This is a genomic window from Oceanimonas sp. AH20CE76, assembly GCF_039654065.1.
GTDB classification, from domain to species: domain Bacteria; phylum Pseudomonadota; class Gammaproteobacteria; order Enterobacterales; family Aeromonadaceae; genus Oceanimonas; species Oceanimonas smirnovii.
This window is the reverse complement of sequence record NZ_CP155481.1, coordinates 783,084-808,311: the sequence shown is the minus strand read 5'-3', so window position 1 is coordinate 808,311 and position 25,228 is coordinate 783,084. Positions and strand designations below refer to the sequence as shown.

Annotated in this window: 19 protein-coding genes and 1 pseudogene; 19 read left to right on the top strand and 1 reads right to left on the bottom strand. The window is 48.4% G+C overall.

Features of this window, described 5'->3' with window-relative positions:
• Position 1: 1 nt before the first annotated feature.
• A complete protein-coding gene (locus tag N2M06_RS03925) occupies positions 2-427 on the bottom strand; it encodes an Lrp/AsnC family transcriptional regulator (RefSeq protein WP_019933300.1) in 426 nt (141 codons plus the stop codon).
• 139 nt (positions 428-566) lie between these two features.
• Between N2M06_RS03925 and yjeH the strand changes: the two genes are divergently transcribed.
• The 19 genes and pseudogenes from yjeH to galE all read left to right on the top strand — a co-directional run bounded on the left by yjeH (position 567) and on the right by galE (position 25,152).
• Positions 567-1,841 (top strand): L-methionine/branched-chain amino acid transporter, encoded by a 1,275-nt coding sequence (gene yjeH, locus N2M06_RS03920; protein ID WP_346351661.1) that lies wholly within the window; start codon positions 567-569, stop codon positions 1,839-1,841.
• A gap of 300 nt (positions 1,842-2,141) precedes the next feature.
• Complete coding sequence (locus N2M06_RS03915; protein WP_346351660.1) at positions 2,142-3,281, top strand: hypothetical protein; 1,140 nt, start codon at positions 2,142-2,144, stop codon at positions 3,279-3,281.
• Complete coding sequence (locus tag N2M06_RS03910; protein WP_346351659.1) at positions 3,281-4,687, top strand: cytochrome P450; 1,407 nt, start codon at positions 3,281-3,283, stop codon at positions 4,685-4,687. Before N2M06_RS03915 ends, N2M06_RS03910 begins: the two co-directional genes overlap by 1 nt.
• Positions 4,684-5,031 carry a hypothetical protein gene (locus tag N2M06_RS03905; protein WP_346351658.1) on the top strand — a complete coding sequence of 116 codons (348 nt, stop codon included), beginning with the start codon at positions 4,684-4,686 and terminating at the stop codon, positions 5,029-5,031. The genes N2M06_RS03910 and N2M06_RS03905 overlap by 4 nt, the downstream gene beginning before the upstream one ends.
• A gap of 295 nt (positions 5,032-5,326) precedes the next feature.
• Positions 5,327-6,601, top strand: a complete 1,275-nt coding sequence (locus N2M06_RS03900; protein WP_346351657.1) for a capsular biosynthesis protein — start codon at positions 5,327-5,329, stop codon at positions 6,599-6,601.
• 178 nt (positions 6,602-6,779) lie between these two features.
• The gene (locus N2M06_RS03895; RefSeq protein WP_346351656.1) at positions 6,780-7,118 is read left to right on the top strand and encodes a DVU3141 family protein; all 339 of its coding nucleotides are present in this window, start codon (positions 6,780-6,782) and stop codon (positions 7,116-7,118) included.
• A gap of 243 nt (positions 7,119-7,361) precedes the next feature.
• Positions 7,362-9,068 (top strand): polysaccharide biosynthesis/export family protein, encoded by a 1,707-nt coding sequence (locus tag N2M06_RS03890; protein WP_346351655.1) that lies wholly within the window; start codon positions 7,362-7,364, stop codon positions 9,066-9,068.
• Positions 9,068-9,865 (top strand): ABC transporter permease, encoded by a 798-nt coding sequence (locus N2M06_RS03885; RefSeq protein WP_346351654.1) that lies wholly within the window; start codon positions 9,068-9,070, stop codon positions 9,863-9,865. Before N2M06_RS03890 ends, N2M06_RS03885 begins: the two co-directional genes overlap by 1 nt.
• A complete protein-coding gene (locus tag N2M06_RS03880) occupies positions 9,862-10,542 on the top strand; it encodes an ABC transporter ATP-binding protein (RefSeq protein ID WP_346351653.1) in 681 nt (226 codons plus the stop codon). Before N2M06_RS03885 ends, N2M06_RS03880 begins: the two co-directional genes overlap by 4 nt.
• A gap of 329 nt (positions 10,543-10,871) precedes the next feature.
• Positions 10,872-11,954 (top strand): chain-length determining protein, encoded by a 1,083-nt coding sequence (locus N2M06_RS03875; RefSeq protein WP_346351652.1) that lies wholly within the window; start codon positions 10,872-10,874, stop codon positions 11,952-11,954.
• Positions 11,955-11,959: 5 nt separating this feature from the next.
• The gene (locus tag N2M06_RS03870) at positions 11,960-13,963 is read left to right on the top strand and encodes a hypothetical protein (protein ID WP_346351651.1); all 2,004 of its coding nucleotides are present in this window, start codon (positions 11,960-11,962) and stop codon (positions 13,961-13,963) included.
• A 13-nt stretch (positions 13,964-13,976) separates the two neighbouring features.
• The gene (locus N2M06_RS03865; protein ID WP_346351650.1) at positions 13,977-15,251 is read left to right on the top strand and encodes a nucleotide sugar dehydrogenase; all 1,275 of its coding nucleotides are present in this window, start codon (positions 13,977-13,979) and stop codon (positions 15,249-15,251) included.
• A gap of 170 nt (positions 15,252-15,421) precedes the next feature.
• Positions 15,422-17,587 (top strand): glycosyltransferase, encoded by a 2,166-nt coding sequence (locus N2M06_RS03860; RefSeq protein WP_346351649.1) that lies wholly within the window; start codon positions 15,422-15,424, stop codon positions 17,585-17,587.
• Positions 17,580-18,803: a glycosyltransferase family A protein gene (locus N2M06_RS03855; RefSeq protein WP_346351648.1), complete on the top strand. Its 1,224-nt coding sequence runs from the start codon at positions 17,580-17,582 to the stop codon at positions 18,801-18,803. Before N2M06_RS03860 ends, N2M06_RS03855 begins: the two co-directional genes overlap by 8 nt.
• Positions 18,804-18,929: 126 nt before the next feature.
• Positions 18,930-20,408: a hypothetical protein gene (locus N2M06_RS03850; protein WP_346351647.1), complete on the top strand. Its 1,479-nt coding sequence runs from the start codon at positions 18,930-18,932 to the stop codon at positions 20,406-20,408.
• Between the two features lie 255 nt (positions 20,409-20,663).
• A pseudogene (locus N2M06_RS03845) lies at positions 20,664-21,774 on the top strand (ISAs1 family transposase).
• A 43-nt stretch (positions 21,775-21,817) separates the two neighbouring features.
• Positions 21,818-22,612 (top strand): class I SAM-dependent methyltransferase, encoded by a 795-nt coding sequence (locus tag N2M06_RS03840; protein ID WP_346351646.1) that lies wholly within the window; start codon positions 21,818-21,820, stop codon positions 22,610-22,612.
• A 22-nt stretch (positions 22,613-22,634) separates the two neighbouring features.
• Complete coding sequence (gene glmM, locus N2M06_RS03835) at positions 22,635-23,957, top strand: phosphoglucosamine mutase (protein ID WP_346351645.1); 1,323 nt, start codon at positions 22,635-22,637, stop codon at positions 23,955-23,957.
• A 178-nt stretch (positions 23,958-24,135) separates the two neighbouring features.
• Entirely contained in the window at positions 24,136-25,152 is a 1,017-nt protein-coding gene (gene galE, locus N2M06_RS03830; protein ID WP_346351644.1) for a UDP-glucose 4-epimerase GalE, read from the top strand.
• Positions 25,153-25,228 lie beyond the last annotated feature (76 nt).

Below are 25,228 nucleotides of genomic sequence, written 5' to 3'. Positions count from 1 at the left end.
CTTAAGACAGGGTATTAATCACTTCGCCCAATATCATGTGAGTGCGCACCGTTTTAATATGAGGCGTGTGCTCAATAATATGGCGAATGGCATCCAGCCGCTCCATTGACTCGGCCTCCACATACACCAGCATGTCGGTTTCGCCGCTGATGGTGTAGCACAGCTTAATTTCCGGCACAGCCCGCAGTGGCTCGGCATATTGTTCGCACTGGCGCACATGATAACAAAGGGCAAAATAAGCCCGCACCACGCCCTTGGGCTGCCCCACCCGGGCATGATACCCCTTGATAATGCCCCGCTCTTCCAGGCTCTTGATGCGCTCCGACACCGCCGAACGCGACAGGTTTACCTCACGGGCAATGCTGGCCACCGCCATGCGGGCGTTTTCCGTGAGCAAAGACAGAATTTTCTGGTCGAACTTGTCCACTGTTACCTCATTTTCACGCTGCCGGACAAACGCCGGGTAAAAGCGACGTTTTGCCGGCTGAAAGCAGCATAGTGCCAAGTGGGGTTGAAAGAATGTGGCGGTAATATATCAGAATTACTGAATGCGGATTTAAAACTCGATGGGACGATTACATAAAGAGCTGGGCCTGGGCTACGGCACCGGCATGATGGCCACCTCGCTGCTGGGCAGCGGCATTTTTGTGGTGCCGGCAGTGGCGGCCAGCCTGGCCGGGGCCGACTCGCTCTGGGCCTGGCTGTTACTCATGGTGCTGGTGCTGCCGGTGGCCTTTACCTTTGCCCGCCTGGGCCGCGCCTTTCCCCATGCCGGCGGCGCACCGCATCTTATTGGCCGGGCGCTGGGTCTGCCCATGGAAAAACTCGCCGCCTTTTTGTTTCTGGCGGTGCTGCCCGTGGGTCTGCCCGCCATGCTCACCCTTACCACCGGCTTCTGGCATGCCCTGTTTCCGCTGAACAGCACGGGTGATCTGCTTATTCAGCTGGGCACCCTTGGTCTGGTGCTGGTGCTGGGCAGCCGCCCCAGCGGAGCCTCGGGCCTGGTGCAGTTATTAATTGCCGTGACCATTGTCAGCCTGCTGGTGGCAGTGTGGCTGGCGGGCGATCTGGCCACCAGTGCCGCCGCCACTTTGCCGGCACCATCCACAGTCAGCTGGAGCGCCCTGCCCGCCGTGCTGGCGGTGATGTTCTGGTGCTTTGTGGGTCTGGAAGCCTTTACCCACATGGGCGAGGAATTTCGCCGGCCCGAGCGGGACTTTCCGCTGGCGCTGCTGTTTGGTGTGCTGCTGGCAGGCTTTATCTACTTCGCCTACGCCATGGCGGTAGTAAAATTTGGCCTGTTTGGCGACGAGCGCACCAACACCACGTCATTCCCGGTGCTGCTGGCCATGCTGTTTGGTGAAAAAGGCCGCTGGGCCGCCGCCCTGGTGGGCTACGCCGCCTGCTTTGCCAGCCTCAACCTCTATGTGCAGGGCTTTGGCCGCCTGCTGTGGAGCATGGCCGACGAAGGCAAGTTGCCGGCAACCTTAAGCAAACTTAACCGCCACGGCGCACCCTTTGCCGCCCTGTGCTGGGTGGTGGCAGCCAGCGTCATTTGTGTGCTCGCCGCCTGGTTGTTCAGGCTGCCGCTGGAAACCTTAATGCGCTACGCCAACGGCAACTTTGTGCTGGTGTATCTGCTGGCCATGGTGGCTGGGGTAAAACTGCTGCAAGGCTTCTGGCGCGTGCTGGCCGTGGTGGCCACCCTGCTGTGCGCCGGCGTATTTATTTATCTGGGGCTGGAAGCCGGCTACGCCCTGGCCATGGGCGCAGGCTTTGTGCTGCTGCGGCGGGTTCGGCAACCCCAACCTGGCGTAACTGCTCCTCCCCCTGCCAAATAAACCCCACCCTAACCCTTCACCTTACAAAGGGGGAGGAACAGTATCAGTTCCTCCCCCTTTTCAAGGGTGCCACTGTTTTTCTCCTCCCCCTTTTTAAGGGGGAGGTCGGGAGGGGGTTAAAGGCCAACCCCACCCTAACCCTCCCCTTATAAAGGGGAGGGAATAATTGCTCTGTGCCCCTCTCCCTTTCAAGGGAGAGGCAGGGAGAGGGTTAAAGGCCAACCGCTTTTTCTCCTCCGTCGCCAATAATTTCAATTTACTGTACCCTATGCGCGCCCCATCCAGCTCAGGAACAACGGATTGACCGCCATTAAACAACGCCAGGTATTTTATCTTCACGGCTTTGACCCTCGCGGAGCCGCCCACTATCACCGGCTCTATCGCGAGCAGGCAGCGCAGCAAAGCAAGGTAAACGGGCTGAATATTAACGTGGCTGACCGCAAACGCCACAGCAGCCACAGCCACCAGTGGCAGCTGAATGCCAGCGGCACGCAAAGCAACTACTGCTTTTTAAGCTGGGACGACATAGTGCGCCGGCACTGGGCCAAAGGCTGGCGGCAAATAGTAAGTGATGCCCTGTGTTTTGTTAGCGCTTATTTACTTTCCGGAAAAATATTCCGCTTTGCCAAAGCCTCTCCCAAGCAGCTGATGGCAGGGCTTTATCCGCTTATTTTTTTACTGCTGAGTGTATTTGCGTCTTTATGGCTGTCGGGTCTGGCCGCCGGCCAGCTACCCTGGCAAATGGCGCAATGGCCCGCCGGGCTGGTGCTGTTTGCAGCCCTCATGCATGGCAGCAAGTGGCTGGGCAACAAAATGGCGGTGTTCTGGCTGTTGCGCATTTATGCGTTCTCGGCGCGCTGGGCCAACGGCAGGGTGCCGGAGCTGGAACCCCGCATTAATCACTTTGCCGGCCAGATTGCCAATGCCATTAACGATGAGCGTAACCAGGAAGTCGTGGTCATCGCCCACAGCGTGGGCACCATGGTGGCCATGCCCGCCATGGCCCGGGCGCTGGAGCTGATTAGCAACAAAGCCAGGCTGGCCAACCAGCGCGTGGTGCTGATCACGCTTGGGCACTGCATTCCGCTGGTAAGCTTTCATCGCAAGGCCAGCGCCTTTCGTGCCGACATGCGCGCACTGGGGCACACGCCCGAGCTGCTGTGGCTCGACTACACAGCCCCTACAGACGGAGCCTGCTTTCCGCTGCTGAACCCGGTAACGTCCTGCGGCGAAACCTGCGCCCCCAACGCTGGGCCGCGCATGCTCTCTCCGCGCTTTTTTACGCTATTTCATACGCCGCGTTATAAAAAACTGCGGCGCGCCTGGTATACCATGCACTTTTTATACTTAATGGCCACCGACAAACCCGGCCCTTACGACTTTTTTGCCTTTACTGCAGGGCCTCTCGCCATTGCCAGCCAACTGAAGGAGCGAAATTGATGAGCTGCCCGGTATTTCCCAAACCCGCCAAAAGCAAAGCCTCGCTGTGGAAAGTGTTTTTCACCAAGCGCCACTCCTGGCTGGATGCACTCTATGAGCGCAGCTACGGCATGAAAATGGGCGAATACAAACTGCCCGGCCTTACTCTGTATATGGTGAACCAGCCCGAACTGGTAAGAAACGTCATGGTGCAAAACATGGCCAACTTTCCTAAAAACCAGATGCTGGGCGATATTTTAGAGCCACTGCTGGGCGAAAGCATTTTCACCACCAACGGTGAGCAATGGCAAAAACAGCGAGACATGCTCGATCCGGCCTTTAAACACGCCCGGGTGCAGCAGGTGTTCGGGCTGATGCAAAACGCCGCTCAAGACATGCTGGCACGGCTTAAAAACCACCAGCCCGGGCAAGACATAGATCCGGAAATGACCTTTGTCACCGCCGACATTATTTTTCGCACCATAATGTCGGCCAAACTGAACGAAGCGCAGGCCAACCGCATTCTTGAGGCGTTTGTGCGCTTTCAGGCCGAGTCGCCCAAACTGGCCTTAAAAAAAATGTTCCGTCTGCCCGGCTTTATGCAGCGTGGTGCCAGTGAGCGCCAGCGCATGGCCGCTGCCAAAGAAATTCGCGGCACCATAGAAGACATTATCCGCCCGCGCTATCAGCAGGCCGAGGCCGCCCGCGCCGGATGCCCCAACGCCAGGGCAGAGCTGGAAAACCAGCAGGATATTCTCTCTTCCCTGCTGCTCACCACAGACCAGAGCACTGGCCAGCCCTTTAACTTCAACGAAATAGTGGATCAAATCTCCATGCTGTTTCTGGCCGGCCACGAAACCACCGCCAGCTCACTCACCTGGTCACTCTATTTACTGGCCCTGCACCCGCAGGTGCAGCAAGACGCCTATGAAGAAGTAAGCCGGGTACTGGCAGAGCAGCCCATGAGCGTGGCAGCCATTCGCAAAATGGTGCTGGTGCGGGACGTCTTCCGGGAAGCCCTGCGGCTTTACCCGCCGGTCGGGTTTTTATCACGCGAGTGCGCTCACGCCACCGAAATGCGAGACAAACAAATGAAAGCCGGCAGCACCGTTATGGTTTCGCCCTGGCTTATTCACCGCCATAAAGACTACTGGCACAATCCGCACAGCTTTGACCCCTATCGCTTTACCAGCAAAGAGCTGAAAACGCCGCTCAGCAAATCTTACCTGCCCTTTGGTGCCGGCCCGCGGGTATGCATTGGTGCCGCCTTTGCCCAGCAGGAATCCAGCCTGATACTGGCCAGCATTTTGCAGCACTACCACATATCCATGCCACAAGGCTTTGAGCCCCAGCCCGTGGGCCGGCTGACCATTCGTTCAGAAAACGGCCTGCAACTGGTACTGACCCCAAGAGAGCAACAAGCATGAAAGAACGCATAGCCGGCTTTATTTTAATGTGCGCCGTAGTGCCTCTGGCCGTATTGGGCTATCTCATCATCTGTTATGTAGGCTTTTTAGGTAAAACCGAACGCGCCCGCAGCGGCGTGCGCGCGCTGGACCACTTTGTAAACGCCTCGGTTTTTAACGGCTACGCCTGGGAATCCATTTCATCCCACGCCTGGCGCGAACGCGACAATAAAAAATGGGCCAAATTCGTTATCTGGCTCACCAACCACTTTCAGCAAGACCACTGCCGGCGCGCCAACAAACGCGAACAGCCCCTGGTAGATTTAATGCTGCAGAAGGGACTGCATAAGCAAACGATCAAGTGACTCAATTTGCTCCTCCCCCTTTTTAAGGTAAGCCATCTTTGCTCCTCCCCCTTTTCAAGGGGGAGGCTGGGAGGGGGTTGCAACAGACCCCACCCTGACCCTTCACCTTAAAAAGGGGAGGGAATCGTTTCTGCCCCCCCCCCTTTTTCAAGGTAAGCCATCTTTGCCCCTCCCCCTTTTCAAGGGGGAGGTTGGGAGGGGGTTAGTAAACTTTTTCATTAATACCAAATTTCAGTTGTGCTATTATCCCGCCGCCAAGAAAGTGGGAACACCAAAAAAATTTCACAGGATTTGAATGAAATCAGCCTTGCTACTCCAGGGACCACTAGGACCTTTCTTCCAGCATTTCTCTCGTTTTCTGAGCGAGCAAGGCGTTTCTGTACACAAAATTCACTTCAACGGTGGCGACGGCTGCTGGCCCTGCCGCGGTGAAAATATTCATTACACCGGCAGCCTGCCCGAATGGCGGCATTTTCTGCACAACTACATTAGCAAAAACGAAATTGATACCGTTTTCTGCTACAGCGACTGCCGCGAATATCACGCAATAGCCCGCATTTATTGCCAAAGCCACAACATACGCTTTTTTGTATTTGAAGAAGGCTACCTGCGCCCGCACTACATCACGCTGGAGCAGCACGGTGTAAACGCCCACAGCCCCTGGTATGGCAAACTGGCACAAGAGCTACCCAAACAAAGCCCCGAGCGGGTGCACCATGAGTTTGATATAAAAGCCAACTTCAAACGCCGCATTTATTTTGCCATGCGTTACTATGCCAGCATGCACTGCCGGCGCTGGCGCTTTCGTCACTATGTGCACCATCGCCACCGCCCCTACTGGAAAGAAGGCATAGCCTGGCTAAAGGGCTGGTATACCAAATATACCCACACCGCCCACGACAAGGGGCTGCTGCAAACCCTGGCAGACCATCACTCAAAGCACATATTTCTGGTGCCGCTGCAGGTGGCAGACGACTTTCAGATCCGTGAGCACTCACACTTTAACGATGTGGCAGAATCCATTGTTCACATAACAGACTCATTTGCAGCAAATGCGTCACCCAATGACGTGCTTTTGTTCAAGCATCACCCCATGGACAGGGGCTACACCAACTATACCAGGCTCATTCATAACCTGGCTGCAGAGCACGGATTAACCGGCCGCGTGTTCTACGGCTATGAGCTGCCCCTGCCCGAAATATACCGCCACTGCAAGGGCGTGGTAACAGTAAACAGCACGGTGGGCATGTCGGCCCTGTTGCACCATGTGCCCACCATTACCCTGGGCAAAGCCCTGTATGACGTGCCCGGCCTCACCAGCCAGTGCACGCTAGATGAATTTTGGCGAGCACCGCAGCCGGTAAGTGATGACCTGTTTAAACGTCTGCGCGCGTTTTTGTTAAAACACACTCAGCTGAACGGCAGCTTTTATTGCCGGCCCCACAGCACCTGCCGGCAAATTTGGCAACGGCTGCAGCAGCAGGCACAGCCACCCATACGCCAGAGGCCCAAACTGGTTATAGAGAAAGAACAAGTTTTAGCCACCAAAACCAAGCAAGAGGTGGCCTGAACCAAGGGCTGATCGCAACGCCACAAACAAAATGGTAGTATTCGGCACGCAAAAATAACGCTTAGCCATGCAAAATGCGAAAGCGTTTAAATAACACTCAATCGGCGAATTGGGAGCCGCACCCCAAGGGCGGTAGCGTGCCTTTTTACAGAAACCTTCAGTTAAAGCGAGTAGCACCATGTCTTTGATACGCACAACTCTGGTGGCTCTGGGCCTTGCTCTGGCCGGCTGCGCCAGCCAGCCTGCTGCCACCACCAGCGCAAACACCGTAAACAGCACGCCGCTTAATGAATTTTTAAGCAACGCCGCCAGCCACAGCGCCACCCAGCTGGCCACCAGCCCCTGGGGCCCCAATGTGCAGATAACCGCCGGTGCCACTTACTTCGCGGCCAGCGGCAAAACCTGCCGTCCGCTGCAGATAACGCTGCCAGCCGGCAGCCAGCAAGAACAAATAGCCTGCCAGGCCAAAAACGGGGAATGGCAACTAAGCCGGCCTTTCGGCAGCCATAAGCTTTAAGCTGTCAGCTGTAAGTTAACCCCCTCCCAACCTCCCCCTTAAAAAGGGGGAGGAGTAATACGCTCCCTCCCCTTACCAAGGGGAGGGCCGGGGTGGGGTTAAAACAAACAACACCAAATCAACAAACACAGCAGAAACGTTCAATCAGCGTGTTTTAACTTAAAGCTGACAGCTTATAGCTTACAGCTATGTTTTCCGCTTATAGCTGCCCGCTACATATTTCGCAGATTCTGAGAACAAGTCATGTCCTTAAAAAAACTCGCCCTACCGTTCGGCTTACTCACAATTTTAGCGGGCCAGGGCCCCGCCCACGCCCAACTCATTGGTATAAACGCCGGCGAACTGCCTGCCGAACAACAAAGCCGTTTTAACGCACCGTCCGAGTCGGACAAAGCCGCACAAAACAACAACACCCAATGGCGCAATGCCCGCTATGGTGTGCCCGGTGCCACCATGGCACAACAAGACTACCCCAGCTTTGGCAGCCACCTGTTTACCGGTGGCTTCAGCGGCGTGCGTGCCGATGGCCTGAACCCCGACTACATCATTACTCCCGGTGATCAGGTCACCCTGCGGGTATGGGGCGCAGTAGAAATAGACAGAGTGCTGCCGGTTGATGCACAGGGCAATATTTTCATTCCCGGCGTGGGCCCCATTAAAGTGCAGGGCATAAAGCACGGCCAGCTGGATGCCAAAGTGCGCAGCGCCGTTAACTCCATTTATTCCAACAACGTGCAGGTATACACCAACCTGCAGGGCGTGCAGCCGGTCTCCGTGTTTGTAACCGGCTATGTGCAAAACCCCGGTCGTTTTGCCGGCACCCCCAGCGACTCGCTGCTTTATTTTATTGATCAGGCCGGCGGCATAGACAGCGCCACCGGCAGCTATCGTAAAGTGCACCTCAAGCGCCACGGCAAAACCATTGCCACCGCCGATCTCTACGCCTTTTTGCTAAACGGCACCCTGCCCAATGTGCAGCTGAAAGACGGCGACACCATAGTAGTGGAAGAGCGCGGCCCTACCGTTATCGTAGACGGTGACGTAGCCCGCCCCTATCGCTATGAGCTGCAGCCCAACCAAATGACCGGGCAAGAGCTGCTTAATCTGGCCCGGCTCAAATCTAACGTAACCCATGTTTTGCTGCGCGGTGCCCGCACGCAGGGCCCCATTTCGCGCTACGTAAAACTGGACGAACTCAGCCGGCAGCAACTTAACAGCGGTGATCAGGTAATTTTCAGCAGCGACATGCGCGACAACACCATAGTAGTGAGGCTTGAAGGCAGCTATTACGGCCCGTCCCGCTTTGCCCTGCCCCGTGATGCCCGCCTGCACGAGCTGCTGAATGCCGTGGCCGTGCCGCAGAACATGACCGACACCAACAGCATCTCGCTGAAGCGGGTAAGCGTGGCCGAGCGCCAGAAACAGGCCCTGGATGAAAGCCTGGCCCGGCTGGAAACCACCTATATGGGTGCCTCATCTTCTACCGCAGAAGAAGCCGAAATTCGAGTGCGCGAGGCAGAGCTTATCAGCCAGTTTATTGAACGCGCCCGGCAAGTAGAGCCCAGCGGCCGGCTGGTACTGGCCAACAACGGCACCATCAGTGACATTCGCCTGCAAGACGGCGACGTAATCACCATTCCCGAAACCTCCGACTCAGTGCTGATAAGCGGTGAAGTACTGGTGCCTCAGTCTGTGGTGTTTAACACCAACCGCAGCGCCAGAGACTATATAGAAGGGGCCGGCGGCTTTACTGACCATGCCAATGAAAGCCGCATTCTGGTAGTGCGCCAGAACGGCGAAGTGCGCGAAGCAGACGACGTAACCCTGCGCCCGGGTGACGAAATTCTGGTGCTGCCCAAGGCCCCTACCAAAAACCTGCAGCTGGCCGGCACCATTACTCAAATTCTTTACCAGATTGCCATTGCTGCCAAAGTAGCGGTAGATATTTAATGAGCACCATGCAAAGCCGCACACCCTGGCAGGTAACCCGTAGTGTGTGGTTTGCCATGTTCATGCGCGAAGCGGTGTCGCGCACCATGGCCGACCGCATGGGCTGGTTCTGGATGATTTTTGAGCCAGTGGCCGTAGTTAGCATCATCGTGCTTATTCGCACTCAATTGAGGGGAACCAGCCAGCTTATTACAAATGCCGATTTCATTCCCTGGATGATCATCGGCATGATGGGCTTTTTTCTAATCCGCGAAGGGCTAAGCCGTAGCCAGGGTGCCATTAATTCAGCACAAGCACTGTTTGCTTACCGGCAAGTGCAGCCGGTAGATCCGGTAATAGTTCGCATCTGGGTAGACGGCATGCTACGCACTGTGGTGTTTGTGCTGTTTGTAGCTGGTGGCGTGCTGCTGGGGCTGCATATTTTCCCCGATAATGTACTGCTCGGATTACTGGGGTGGGCCTCATTATTAGCACTGGCTCTGGGCTTTGCTTTGGTGATTTCAGTCATAGTTAAACTGATTCCCGAAACTGGAAAAATCATCAATATGCTCAGCTTGCCTTTGATGATTATCAGTGGGGTAATTTTGCCACTTAACAGCTTGCCCCACAGCATTCTGGAATATTTAATGCTCAACCCCATAGTACATGGGCTTGAGCTGCTGCGTGCCGGTTTTTTTGAGCACTATCATATGGTGCCCGGCACCAGCCCGCTTTATTTGTGGCTATGGATATTAGGGCTGAACGCAGCGGGTTTATTGATGCACCTGCGCTATAAAGAAAGGTTAAAAGCCAAATGATTACGCTCAGTAACCTTTATAAACGCTATAACAACCGGGACGGCCGCGAAGCCCCCTGGGTGCTGAAAGACATTAATCTCACTATTCCTACAAACGTAAGCGTGGGCTTGCTGGGCCGCAATGGTGCCGGCAAAAGTACATTACTGCGCTTAATTGCCGGCATGGACAGCCCGGAAAAAGGCAAAGTAGAACGCCATTGCCGGGTGTCTTGGCCCATAGGCCTTTCCGGTGGCTTTCAAAGCTCCATGACCGGGCGGCAAAACGTAAAGTTTGTAGCGCGGGTGCATGGTGCCGGCATGGACGTGCATCGCATTATAAAATCGGTAGAAGACTTTGCCGAGCTGGGCAGCGCCTTTGACCGCCCCATAAAAACCTACTCATCAGGCATGCGCTCACGGCTTAATTTTGGTTTATCTCTGGCGTTTGACTTTGATGTTTACCTCTCGGACGAAGCCACCGCCGTAGGCGACCGCGCCTTTAAAGACAAAGCAGCCAAAGCCTTTAAAGACAAGGTGGGTCAGTCCAGCCTGATAATGGTGTCTCACTCCGAAGGCATACTCAAAGACCTCTGCCAGGCCGGTATTTACCTCAAAAATGGCCAGGCCCATTGGTATGACGACATAAATGACGCCATAACGGCTTACCATGAAGAAACGTCCCCGCCACCGGCGGGGTAAAACCCCCTCCCACCCTCCCTCTTGATAAGGGGGAGGAGCAAAAACTCCCTCCCCTTTTTAAGGGGGGCCAAACGCTTTGCTCCCTCCCCTTTTTAAGGGGAGCCAAACGCTTTGCTCCCTCCCCTTTTTAAGGGGAGCCAAACGCTCTGCTCCCTCCCCTTACCAAGGGGAGGGTTGGGGTGGGGTTAAAACAAACAACACAGAACAAACAAGCACAACGCAGAAGCCACAAACAACGCCGCGCAACTTAAAGCTGACAGCTTAAAGCTTACAGCTATGTCACCGCTGCTATAGAACATCTTCTTACTCAAATTTAGAACTGAGATCCCATGAAGCACTTTGTTAAACAAAACCCCCATTGGGCGCTCGCCCTTGCGGCCATTATTGCCGTTGCTTTTTACTGGTTTGCCTGGGCATCAGACAGGTACGTATCCCGCGCCACCGTAGTGCTGGAAAGCCCGCAAATTGCCGCTCCCGAGTTCAGCTTTGCCAGCCTGATTAAAGGCGGTGGTGGCCACAGCGATCTGCTACTGCTGCGCGAACACCTGCTATCTACCGACATGCTTAACACCGTGCTCAAGCAACTGCCTTTTCGTGAGCACTACAGCGAAAACGGCGACCTGTTCGCCAGCCTGTGGAACAAAGACGCCCCCATAGAAGAGCTGCACAAATACTATAAAAAACGCGTAAGCGTAGAGCTGGACGAATACGCCGGCGTATTGAACATAGAAGTGCAGGCCTTTACACCTGAATTTGCCCACGATCTGGCTCAATTGTTGCTAAGCGCCGGCGAAAACCACATGAATGCCATGGGCCAGCGCCTGGCCGAAGAGCAGGTTAAATTTCTGGAAAAACAAACCGACCGCCTGGGCGACCGGCTGGACGAAGCCCGGGCCAACCTGCTGGCATTCCAGAACGAACATGGTCTTATCTCGCCCATTCATACCGTAGAAAGCCTTAACCAGGTAGTGGGCACGCTAGAAGGTGAACTGGCCCGCCTGCAGGCGCGCTACACGGCGGCACAAAGCTACCAGAGTGTGCGCTCTGCCGAGCTGGTGCAAATAAAAGCCGAAATAAACGCCCTGCAACAGCAAATTGGCAAAGAGCAAAACCGCCTGGCCAAAGAAACCGGCAGCGCCCTTAACCAGATATCCGCCGGCTATCAGGCCCTGGAGTTAAAAGCCCAGTTTGCCCAGCAAACCTACTCCAGCGCCCTGGCCGCACTGGAAAGCACCCGTATAGAAGCCGCCCGCAAGCTCAAGCAGGTAAGCGTGCTGCAAAGCCCGCTGCAGCCGGAATATGCCACTCAGCCCAAGCGGCTTTATAACGCCAGCATGTTTGCCATTATCACCCTGTTCCTGGCCTTTATTGCCAACATGATGATGCTGATCATTCGCGACCACCGGGATTAATCACCATGACCTCAACCCACATTCACACCCTGGTGCACATAGGTGCCGGCAATGGCAGCCAACTGCTGCAACACCAGGCAATGCAACCGGCCCGCTGGGTGCTGATAGAGCCCGTGCCAACCCATGCCAGCAGCCTGCGCCACAAATACCCCAGCGCAGAAGTATGGGAGCTGGCCATTAGCTGCCAGCACAATAACCAGCCGGCAACCTTAACCGAATTTAACCTGAGTGAAGCCAGCAGCCTGCACCAGCCCAGCGGCCTGCTGCAGCTCTATCCGGGCATAAAAGCAGTGCGTCAGCACCAGGTGCAAACCCAAACTCCAGCTGCCATGATGGCAACCCTGAAACTTCCTGAGGGCGAACAACACAAGCTGGTAATAGAAGCAAATGGCGAAGAAACAGCCATTATAGAGGCATTAACACAAGCTGGCCTGTTACAGCAATTTAAACAAGTGCAACTGGCCTTGCCTGCTACGCCTCTTTATATACATGAACAACACACAGAGCAGTTACCACAGCTATTGCAAAGCTGCCATTTTGAACTGACCAAAGAAAACACCGATGATCCCGACATTCACGTGCAGCTGTGGCAGTTTAACGAGCTCTCATATCAGCTTGCACAGCAGCGCGAAACACTGCTTGCCCAAATTAACGAACAAGCACAACAAATCACCCAGCTAACCACTCAGTTGCAGCAAGAGCAGACTAAGCACACTGCCGCCAGCCGCCATGCAGATGCGCTCAAGTCCCAGTTGGCTGAACTCAAAACCAAAAATGCAGAGTCTGGCCAACAACTTGTCGACTTGCAGCAAAAACTGAACGAGCATGAACGGCAAATAGCCGAGCTGAACACTCAGCTGGAACAAGAACAAAACCAACACGCTGCCGCCAGCCGCCATGCCGAAACCCTTAACAGCCAACAGGCAGAGCTTAATGCCAGGATGGTCACCACGGAACAGTCTCTGGCAGAAACACAAGCACGGCTTGCTACCAGCGAAGAAGAGCTCACCAAATATAAAAGCTACTTTCAAAACCGCAAAAAACAGCACGAAGCCGCCGAGCAGCAAATTGTTGAACTCACCCAACAGCTAAGCAGTGCCAACGAGCAAATAAACCAGCTAACAACACAACTACAACAGCAGCAACAGGCTGGCAGCAAGCTCAGCGAGCTGGAGCAAAAAATGGAGCAGCTGTTTGACAGCCAGGCCGAGCAACTGCGGCAAAACACCAACGCCCTGGGCCAGCATGTAACCAAAATGCATGCCAGCAGTAACCGCCAATGGCAAGCAGCCCTGGCCGTGCAGCACAGCCTGAGTTTTGGTGAACAACCACTGCAGTTTTCAGACACCAGCATAAGCCCGGAGCTGGCACAGCACCTGATAACGCTGGTGCAAAACAATAACTACGATCTGATTATTGAATTTGGCAGCGGCCACTCTACCTCACTGCTGGCACGAGCCCTGTTAAGCCAACACAAACGCTGGCAAGGCACTGGCCAGCTGGCCTTGCACAACGGTGAGCCACAAACACAGCTGGTGCCCAGCGAGCACGATCTGCCCAAACGGGTGATTAGCTTTGAGCACAACAAAAACTACCACCAGCAAACACAGCACAACCTGCAGCAACAAGGCCTGAGCGAAATAGTAGAACTGGTGCATGCCCCGCTGGTGAACTGCACCTTTAGCCCGGAACAGTTGTTCTATGACTGTGAACCTAAACTGCAACAACTAGCCAGTTTGCTGCAAAACGAAGAAAAGCACATTCTGGTGCTGGTAGACGGTCCCTCGACAGAGCCCAAAGCACACAGCCGCACGCCAGCTCTGCCTGCCTTGCTCAACCACTTTGCCCGCCACCGGCTGGACGTGGTGCTGGACGACCACCACCGCGACAGTGAACAACAAAGCGCAGAGCAATGGCGCAGCAAACTGGCTGAACGCAGCCTGAGCTTTGAAGAACACGTATGGGCCGGTGATAAAAGCTTCCTTACCATCAAGATTAACTATCAATAAACCTGGAAAGAAAATGAAAAAATCAGATATAAAAATTGCTGTATTAGGCTTGGGCTATGTAGGATTGCCTCTGGCGGTTGAGTTCAGCAAAAAATATAACACCATTGGGTTTGATATAAAGAAATCACGAGTAGATATGCTTAAAGATGGTATCGATGATACTCTGGAAGTATCGAGTGATGACCTTAAATCCGCATCAAACCTGTGCTTTACCCACAAAGAAAGTGACATTAAATCTGCAAATATTTATATAGTTACTGTACCCACTCCTATTGATGATCATCGTCAGCCTGATTTAACTCCGCTTCTCAAAGTATCAGAGCTTATTGGCAGAGTAATTGATAAGGGTGATATAGTTATTTATGAATCAACGGTTTATCCTGGTGCTACTGAAGAAGACTGCATTCCAGTTATAGAGCAAGTATCGGGACTAACCTTCAATAAAGACTTTTATGCAGGCTACAGCCCAGAACGAATTAACCCAGGTGACAAAGAGCGACCGGTAACCAAAATTATGAAGGTCACTTCAGGGTCTACTCCAGAAATAGCTGATTTTGTAGATAGCTTGTATAGCAGCATTATTACAGCTGGCACCTTTAAAGCTAGCAGCATCAAGGTTGCAGAAGCCTCTAAGATTATCGAAAACACTCAGCGCGACGTAAACATAGCCCTAATCAATGAACTTTCCATGATCTTTAGCCAAATGGGCATTGATACTCATGATGTCATTGAAGCGGCTGCAACCAAGTGGAACTTCATAAAATTACAACCCGGATTAGTTGGTGGCCATTGTATAGGTGTAGACCCTTATTATCTTGTTCACAAATCCATGTCTGTTGGCCATATTCCAGATATTATCCGTACAGCCAGAGAAATTAATGACGGCATGGCACGCTTCGTTGCCGGAAAACTGGTTAAGGCGATGATTCAAAAAGGCCAACAGATAAAAGGTGCTAAAGTACTGGTGATGGGGTTGACCTTTAAAGAAAACTGCCCTGACGTACGTAATACCAAGGTTATTGATCTTATCAAAGAGCTTGAGTCTTATGGTATGAACATTGATATTTATGATCCTTGGGTAAATAAAGAAGAAGTAAATACTGAATATGGATTAACTGTTTTATCTGAGCCTAAAGAAAAAAGTTACAATGCGATTGTTCTAGCTGTAGCTCACAATGAATTTAAGGAGATGGGTAGTAAAATTATGGATTTGACAGATGATCAAAATACTATCCTTGACATGAAAAAAATTCTTGATAGTTCATTTTCAGACAGTGTCAGACTGTAATTAGAAGATAATACCTCTTTAAAACATAGGAAAACCATTGAGCAGTATATAAAACATTGCTTCAATAAAGAAAAGTTCACAAGATTAATATATGCTGCTCTCTTTAAGATGTTTGCAAATATAACCCTCAGTCAAACTCATGAAAATGCTTCTTTAAAACTGGAGTAAAAATGGAATCAGATCTAAAAAAAGCATTTGACTTGTTCGAAACTCAAAAATACCAAGAATCACTAGATATTTACAAAAAATTAAAATCAAAAAGCAAGTCAAGCCACTTTGATATAAATATAAAAATCATAGAGAAAAGATTATCGCACAAGAAAAATAAAAGCTTATATCAAAATGGCAATCAATTAGATCTAATGAAGTCTCATGGAATAGAGCAAGTTTATGTAATAAACTTAGAGTCTAGATTTGATAGAAAGTTGAAGATATTAAGAGAACTATCTAGAGTAGGAATAAGAGCAAACATAGTAAAGGGCGTGAATGCCAGAGAGAGTGAAGACGCGAAGAGAAGATATGAAAAATTTAAAAAAATGTCTAGCCACGCTGGTGAATTCACAACTCACATAAAAGACGAAAAGTTAAGAAGAATAAAATCCTCAATTCATCTTGGAGCATTTGGGTATAATCTTTCACAGAAAAAAATATTTAAGGATGCAATAAAGAAAGGTTTTAGGAAAATAGCAGTTTTTGATGATGATATCTTTTTTACGAATTCTTTTGAAGACAAACTGAAAAAAAAACTAAATGAGCTTAAGAGCTATAAAGTAATAATGTTAGGCTCTTCCGAGTACATGTATCAAGATGATGAGAACTTCGAGAAAAGCATAGAAAACAAGGATACATATAATCCCATACCAGGAAGGACACTTGGTAGCTTTGCAGCAGTATACGACCATTCTGTATTTCATGATATCTTAGCAGGAATTGACTCCAACTTAGGCACATTTGATAATGTGGTTTTAGGCCATGTATTTAAAAAATATAATTCAGAGTGCTTTGTCTTCAACCCTAATATATGCATCCCATCAATAGAAGAAAGTGATATAAGAGATACAAAAAGAGAACAAACAAGCCACTCAGATAAGATGCGTTGGGACATAAGTAATTTCTATGAATGGAAAAAGAAACCATCTTTCAACGTAATTGTAAACTCTCCAGGACAAGTTATAAACCTTGAAAAAATAAATTTAAATAATGATGCAAGAATATGTATTTTTTATAAATCCAATGATGGCCCTAGGAGCATCATACCTGGAAGAAAAAACAACCATATAGACTTCATTCATGATGACATTATCAAAGTGAATGAAAAAGACAAAGTTTTCTTCAATAGTTTACCACACGCTGATTTCAATATTTTACTAAATGATACAGATTTCAATATAGATACATGTAAATTCAAAGAGATACTAGAAGACTGTTTCAAAGAAAAAAAAGCTAATACCCCAGTCATAGTTAAAAATGAAAAGCAAAAAAAGAATGAGATAGACTATTTTTCTATAATTATACCTGTCTATAGAGAGATAGAAAAGGCTTTGCCGAGCATAGCTTCAGCTATAAATCAAAATGAAAAAGTAGAAGTTATAGTTGTAAATGACAATCCTAACAACAAAAATGTGAGCGCCTATTTAAAAGAAAAACTACCTCAGACAAAGAATGAACTGAGAATAATAAACCATACAAAAAAAAGAGGTGCATCAGCAGCAAGAAATACAGGCCTGTGGGCCTCAAAAGGGAGCTATATTTCCTTTCTAGATGATGATGATATATATCTCGAGAATAGAATAAAAAACGCACGGTTAAAAATAACTCAAGAAAATGATGAAAGTATAGGAGCAGTTTACTGTGGCTTCAAAGGTGGTGCTCATGATGGAGTAGATAAATCAAGATTCCTGTCAGGAAACCTATTCGAAGAAATTATAAGCTTGGAATATCAAAAGCACTTTATAAATACAGACACAGTAACATATAAAAGAGAATCTCTTATCAGTATTGGGGGTTTTAATGAATCTTATATCAGGCATCAAGACATAGAGATGAACTCTCGATTTTTTCTCCAGTTCAACATCATCCCATTAGAAAGTATAGATGTAATAATCAGGCCAACCCCTCAAAACAAAACATTCACACCAAATTTTGAGAATATACTTGAGCTAAAGAAAAAGCTGCTAAGTGACTTCAGGAATGAAATATCAAACCTGGACGAAAACAAAAGAAATACGCTAATTAGAAACCACCTTTCGGATATACTAAAAAGAACAACTGAAGAATCAGATAAAACGAGAGAGAAAATAAAGGCGGAATTAATAGGCTTAATCACTCATGAATAAAAAAGAAATCACATCGTCTTATAACCGAGCTTTAAAACTCCCTTCATTATATTGGTCTGAACTGATCAACATAGATAGATTATCAGGAAAAGAAAAGAGGGTAAACTTTTCAAAAAAAGCATCAAATTACGACTTTGAAAAGCTAAAGTATAAGAATGAGCCTCTTCGGTATACTAAGAGACACATACTAAAAGAAATTGACAATATACCTTGCCATAAAGAAAGGTTAATTATGGCATTTGAGCATGCAGACGGCATTGAACTACCAGCACTTAACCTATTGTGCGCAAACTACCTAAAAGAAAAGTTTATAAAAGAAACAGCATACAATTATTTTGTAAATAGATATTTACAAAATTTCTCTATGGATGGGCTTAAACTATCCGAAAAGAAAAATAAAAACATATTTAATAGATTCACATTTCAACCCAAAGAAAAAAAACAGATTCATCGTGAGATGGTAAGTGTAATAATGCCGGCTTTCAATAATGAAAAAACTGTCACATACGCTGCAAAGTCGATACTAAATCAAACTCACCGCAATTTAGAACTAATTATTGTCGACGATTGCAGCACTGACAACACTTACAATACATGTTTAGAGCTACAAAAACATGATAACAGAATAAAAGTTCTTAGAAACCATGAAAATAGCGGGGCATATTACTCTAGGAATCATGGCCTTAAACTTAGCCAAGGCGACTATGTTACAATATTAGATGCTGATGATTGGTCATTCCCTGAAAGATTGCAAATTCAAATATCAAGACTAAAAAATGAAGACGCAGTCGCACACCTAGGATACTATCTTAGATTAACAGAAGAAGGGTTCATCACAGGATTTAGAATAAAGGGAAAGTACTCATACGATGGTGCTCTTCATAAATGCCTTGCATCACTTATGATAAAAAAAGATTACTTAGATAGCTATCTGGGTTATTGGGACAGTGTCCGCTTCGGTGCTGACTCAGAAATGTACAATAGGATTCTATCACTAAAAAATGGAAAGTTAATTGAAGATATTACTCCATTAATGCTTGCCCTAGAAAGAGATGATAGCTTGACAAGAAGACCTGAGTCAGCATTAGGCAATAAAGCAAGATCAAGTTATGCAAAAGCCTTTCTGGAGTGGCATGAAAATATAGATGAAAAAAATTCCAAGTTGGAATTCCCATTAAAAGAAAGGCCCTTTTCAGTCGATACTTCAATGCTGTAGGTAAAAAAAACACTAGCATTATAATAGATAGACTTTAAGTCTGAGACTTAAAGAATAAATGTGCAAGTCGTAAAACCCTGCCACAATATTTTATTTTGTAAAAACTTCATTACATTAAGGAAGAAAATGAAAAAAATACTATTCCTATATTTTGACTATTTCATGAAGAAGGCTCTAGAAGAAAATATAAAAATGGAGGATTTCAACCTCTCTTTTTATGGAAGTGATGAATGGGGAGATAAAGCCAATTCAACATCTAGGTTACTTATAACAAACTTCCAAGCGATAGAAAAACTAAAAACAAAAGGATTTAATATTGAACAGGTAGCAGTAACCAAAATAAACAACACCATTCTTGACAAACTAAAAAATTACGATCTAGTCATAGTAAACCAAACAGCAAACAACAAATCCCATGAAATAACCTCTGAACTGATAGATTATATAAAAAAGGAAAGACTATATGATAAATTTATATTTGGAACAGAAGTTACATGGTTTGCTGAACTAGCGAAGGGGAGGTATACAGAAGAGCAATTAGATGCAATATATACAAAATGCACATTATTAAGACACACAGCAAAAACAGATCGCCCCATTTATGCCAAGAACAAAAAGAACAATATAATAGAATTTGAGATCGGATTAGATACAAACTTAGTTAAATCAGAAAAGAAAATAACTGAGAGAAACAGCATCACATTTGTTTGCGCTCCGCCAGGAAGAGTAACAAAAAACAATGAATTAGTAGATGAAATCATAGGTAAAATAATTTCATCAGAAAAATTAAACCACTTAAAAGTAAAAAAAGTAACACCTCCATATCGCACATCACAGCTTTGGTCCATTTATGACAACACAAGATACTTAATCTTTACATCTAATGGAGAAACCTTTAGCTATGTACTAAATGATGCTAAATCAAAAGGTGTAGTTACTTTATACCCTGAACATATGTTCGAAAACAACATATCAGGAGAGTATACAGTCGTTTCTTATCCAGAATCAGGGGTTCACTACAAAACAACCGATGAATTAATTAACAAAATAATTGAACTCGAGAAAAACAAAGAAAGCCTTAAATTAGAATCCTACCATTCAAGAGACTTTGTAGTAAAGAATTTTTCTATAGAAAAAATAAGTGAAAACTGGGAAAGATTGATAACGGGCAGACCAATAAACACAAAAAAATGTTACCTACTTGACTCATCTCTAGAAAGCTTTGGAAGTAAATCTGAATTTCAACGCTTCATTATGAAAAACGATATCCACTCGGTAATCATAATAGAAGATAAAAACAACTTATCACCTGAGTTTGATGCACTTAGCTACTATGATAAATTGAATGGAATTTTGTACCATAGATACATTTACAATATCAATGGAGGCACTTTAAGGAAATTTGTAAAGCTTGACGATAAAAGCAAAATGTACAAATATACAAGCAATGGCGATATTGTAGAGAAAGAAAAAAAAGAACACGTTATAAACTTCCTAAGACTATACAAAAGAATCCATAAAGTAGATAAATTCATATTAAATGAAACTTTAAACAAAAAATTCAAAGATGAATTGTCAATCGACTTAGAAATGATACATAACTGATATAAACATTGCTGCATTAGAAAACAGGGTGAAATCAAACACTAGTAACCTATTATACACCAAATTACACAGGGCAAGATCATGAAACCCCATTGCGTGGCAAGGCTTTCAGCGGGGTAAAAATGAAAATATTAGCAGCCACTTTTGACACCGGAATGCACGTTTTTTGAAGAAAAATGTCGATTTTCAAGGATCGCTTTCACGATCCGCTCTCTCTGTGATCATATGCTGTCTTTTCAACAACAGCTTATCTCCATGAATGGACTCAGCCTTTTAGACTACCTCTCCATCATCCGAGACCCACGCCAGCAGTGGAAAATCGAGCACAAGCTCGCGGATATCCTGTTTCTGACCGTCGCGGCGGTTATCGGCGGCGCAGAAGGTTGGGAGGATATAGAGGACTTCGGGCATGATCATCTCGACTGGCTACGCCAGCACGGTGACTTTGAGAACGGTGTTCCTGTACATGACACCATCGCTCGAGTGATGGGCATGTTGTCGGCCAAACAGCTGCAGAAATGCTTTGCCTCCTGGATGCAGACTTGCTACGACGTGACTGAAGGCGAAGTGATTGCCATTGATGGAAAGACCTGAGACACAGCTACGACAAGGGAAAATGCAAGGGAGCCATTCACATGGTGTCTGCCTTCATCGCCGCCAATCAGGTGGTACTGGGGCAGGTGAAAACCAGTGAGAAGTCCAACGAGATCACCGCCATTCCGGAGTTACTGGAGCTGCTGAGTATCCGTGGTTGTCTGGTCACCATTGATGCCATCGGCTGTCAGCGAGCAATCGCCAAAAAGATCCTCGGTAAAGGTGCTGATTATCTGCTGGCCGTAAAAGGCGATCAGCCCAATCTGGAAGCGGCCTTCAACGATTACTTCCGGTTGGACATGTTCCAGCAGGAAAAGCCGGCCATGGTCGTAAGGAAACCCGGCTGAGTCTGGTATTGGAAGATCTGTCCATCCTGGGTGATCAGGAATATGAGTGGCCTGCCCTGAGAACACTAAGAATAGTAGGGACAATCCGCGAAGAGCGTGGCCAGTCGGCAAAAGAGCTGGATATCACAGTGCGGTATTACATCAGCTCGGCGCAGTTGTCGCCTAAAGAAATGCTGGAGGCCACCCGCTCACATTGGTCAATCGAGTCGTAACTACACTGGCGGCTGGATGTAGGCATGCGGGAAGATGATTGCCGTATTCGCCGTGAACAAGCCGGTGAAAACATGTCGGCAGTTCGCCATATCGCGTTTAATGCCTTAAACAGTGATACCAGTTTCAAGGCTGGTATCAAACGCAAACAAAAACGGGCAAGTCGAAATACAGCTTACCTGTCTCAAGTCCTGTCAGGACTGGGGCTTTCGTAATCTTGCCCTGGACTAACTCCGAACTAAAGCAAGGAGTAAGCTTATGGATAATCTAAAAGCAATGGAAGAGTTAAAAAAAGAAATTTCAGCCAACACAAGAAAAATAATAAAAGAACTCAGCACGGAAAATAAAAACATTTATACCCAGTTAGAAAGCTTACTCTGGCTACAAAAAAGATTAAAATTAAAAAACCAACTGCCACCGCTCCGTGGTTGGCCTGTATCACCGGATTTATTGCTAAAACTTCACACCTACATTACTGAAAAAAAGCCAAAGACCATTGTAGAAACAGGTTCAGGTGCAACAACCTTGGTCATTTCTGATGCCTTGCGCCAAAATGGTTTTGGTCATCTTTATTCTTTGGAACATCTTGAGTTTTATGGAAACCAAACACAACACAACATAAACCAGGAGTTACTAGAAGCCTGGGGAAGTATCAAGATTAGCTCACTCAGCAAGTGGACAGGTGAACATCTGAACCAAGATAAAGAAAAACCAGCAATGTGGTATTCGATTGATACAATAGATAGCATTAAAGAAATTGACTTATTAATAGTCGATGGTCCACCAGAGTCAACATGCCCTTATGCTCGTTACCCAGCCCTACCAGCCATGTTTAACAAGTTATCTGACAAAGCTCAAGTATGGATGGACGATGCAAACAGAAAAGATGAAACTGAGATCTGTGAATTTTGGGCGAAAAAATTTGATATGGATATAGAGCTCATCCCTCTAGAGAAAGGGCTTTGCATTTTATCTAAAAAAGAGCAAAAGGCTCTCCCCCTTCCTCAACCTGTATCGTTCAATTTTGGTATTAAACAAAATTACATTGGCTAAACAAGCTAACAAAGAGAGTAGCATGACCAGAAAATATTTCGGCACCGACGGCGTTCGCGGCAAGGTCGGCAATTACCCTATTACTCCTGAATTTGTGATGAAGCTGGGCTGGGCTGCCGGCAAGGTGCTGTCGCAAACCGGCACCAAAACCGTATTGATCGGTAAAGACACGCGCATTTCCGGCTATATGCTGGAGTCGGCGCTGGAAGCGGGGCTTTCTGCTGCAGGGTTAAATGCTGCCCTGCTGGGTCCCATGCCTACGCCGGCCATTGCCTACCTTACCCGCACCTTTCGTGCCGAGGCCGGCATTGTAATCAGTGCCTCGCACAACCCCTATTACGATAACGGGATCAAGTTTTTCTCTCATAACGGTACCAAACTGCCAGATGAGGTGGAGCTGGCCATTGAGGCCATGATGGATCAGCCCATGGACTGCGTTGCCTCCAATAAACTAGGCAAAGCCCGCCGCATTACCGATGCCGCCGGCCGTTATATTGAGTTTTGCAAGAGCACCTTTCCAACCGAGCTCAGCCTTGAAGGGCTCCGCATTGTGCTGGACTGTGCCCATGGTGCCACCTACCACATTGCCCCGGCAGTATTCCAGGAGCTGGGGGCCGAGGTGATTACCATTGGTGCCAGCCCCGATGGACTGAACATTAACGATAATGTCGGCTCTACCGCGCCAGATGCACTGGTTGCAGCGGTTAAGCAATATCGTGCCGATATCGGCATTGCATTTGATGGTGACGGTGACCGCCTGGCCATGGTGGATCACACCGGAACACTACTGGATGGCGACGAACTGCTGTTTATTCTGGCGCAACATGCCAGCCGCCAGGGTACTCTGGGTGGCGGTGTAGCCGGCACGCTAATGACCAACATGGCGCTGGAGCTGGCCCTGGCCGAGCACAACATTCCCTTTGTGCGCGCCAAGGTAGGTGACCGTTATGTAATGGAGCAGCTGCAGCAACATGGCTGGAAGCTGGGCGGTGAAAACTCCGGCCACATTATCAGCCTGGATCATAACAGCACTGGAGACGGTATTATCGCCGCTCTGCAGGTGCTTAAAGCTGCTGTTGGCCAGGGGATTACCTTAAATGAGCTGCGTCGTGATCTCACCCTGTTCCCCCAGCGCCTGGTGAACGTACGTTTTGCTCCCGGCAGCAACCCGCTGGAAAGCGATGCCGTTAAACAACGGGTAGGAGAAGCAGAAGTTAAGCTTGCCGGCAATGGCAGAGTGCTGCTGCGCAAGTCGGGTACCGAGCCGCTTATTCGGGTGATGGTGGAAGGGGCTGATACGGCTTTGGTAAATGAGCTGGCGGAGTATATTGCGGAAGCTATTTAAGCCTTCGGCTTAAAGGTGCGAGCAGGAAGGGTTTGCTCAGTTAAAATCGGGCTTTAAGACGGACCACCTGCGCCCCACAACACACGCGGTCTCAAATTATCCTAATTGCTTGCACTTGCCTTTGAATCGTTGGAAAGTGCACTGGGTGCTTATTTGTATTAATTAAAAGAGACAAATAATGACAATTCTGGTAACCGGCGGAGCTGGGTATATTGGCTCTCACACTGTTGTGGAGCTGCTGAACGCCGGTAATAATGTGTTGGTGCTGGATAATCTGTCCAACTCCTCTTCCGAATCACTAACGCGAGTGGAGCACATCACCGGCAAGGCAGTCCCCCTTGTGAAAGGGGATATTCGCAACCCAGCTCTGCTAGAGCGATTGTTTTCTGAGCACAATATTAATGCAGTGATGCATTTTGCCGGGCTGAAGGCTGTGAGCGAGAGTGTGCAAAAACCTCTGGAATATTACGACAACAACGTAAATGGCACCCTGGTACTAATTAATGCCATGCGTCGTGCCGGCGTGTTTAAGCTTGTGTTCAGCTCGTCGGCCACTGTGTATGGCGAGCCGAAGCATATGCCCATTACCGAAAGCTTTACCGTGGGCGGCACCACCAATCCTTATGGCACCTCTAAGCTGATGACGGAGCAAGTGTTGCAGGATGTAAGCAAGTCGGACCCACGCTGGGCCATTGCTGTGCTGCGTTATTTTAATCCGGTGGGAGCTCATGAGTCTGGCCTGATTGGAGAAGATCCAAGCGGTACTCCAAATAACCTGCTACCCTATATCGCCCAAGTGGCGGTGGGCAGACTTAAGCAGCTGGCAGTGTTTGGTAACGATTACCCTACGTCTGACGGCACCGGCGTGCGTGATTATATTCATGTGGTAGATCTGGCTTTGGGACACCTGAAGGCATTGGCCCGCATTGCTAAGCATAGTGGTGTAAGCGTTTATAATCTGGGCACCGGTCAAGGTTATTCGGTGCTACAAATGGTGAAGGCCTTTGAGCAGGCCAGCGCTCGGAACGTGCCTTATGTCATTGCACCGCGCCGCGCTGGCGATATTGCAGAGTGCTGGTCGGACCCAGCCAAGGCGCTTAAGGAGCTAGGCTGGAAAGCCGAGCGTGGCCTTGAAAAAATGATGATCGACGCCTGGCGCTGGCAGTCTCAAAATCCACAAGGCTACAGGAAGTAGAGTATGTGTGTGCCGCAAGGTTTTTACGCGCTTCTGCGGTTGCTAATGCGGGCAGCATTTTAGCAGGGCAAGGATG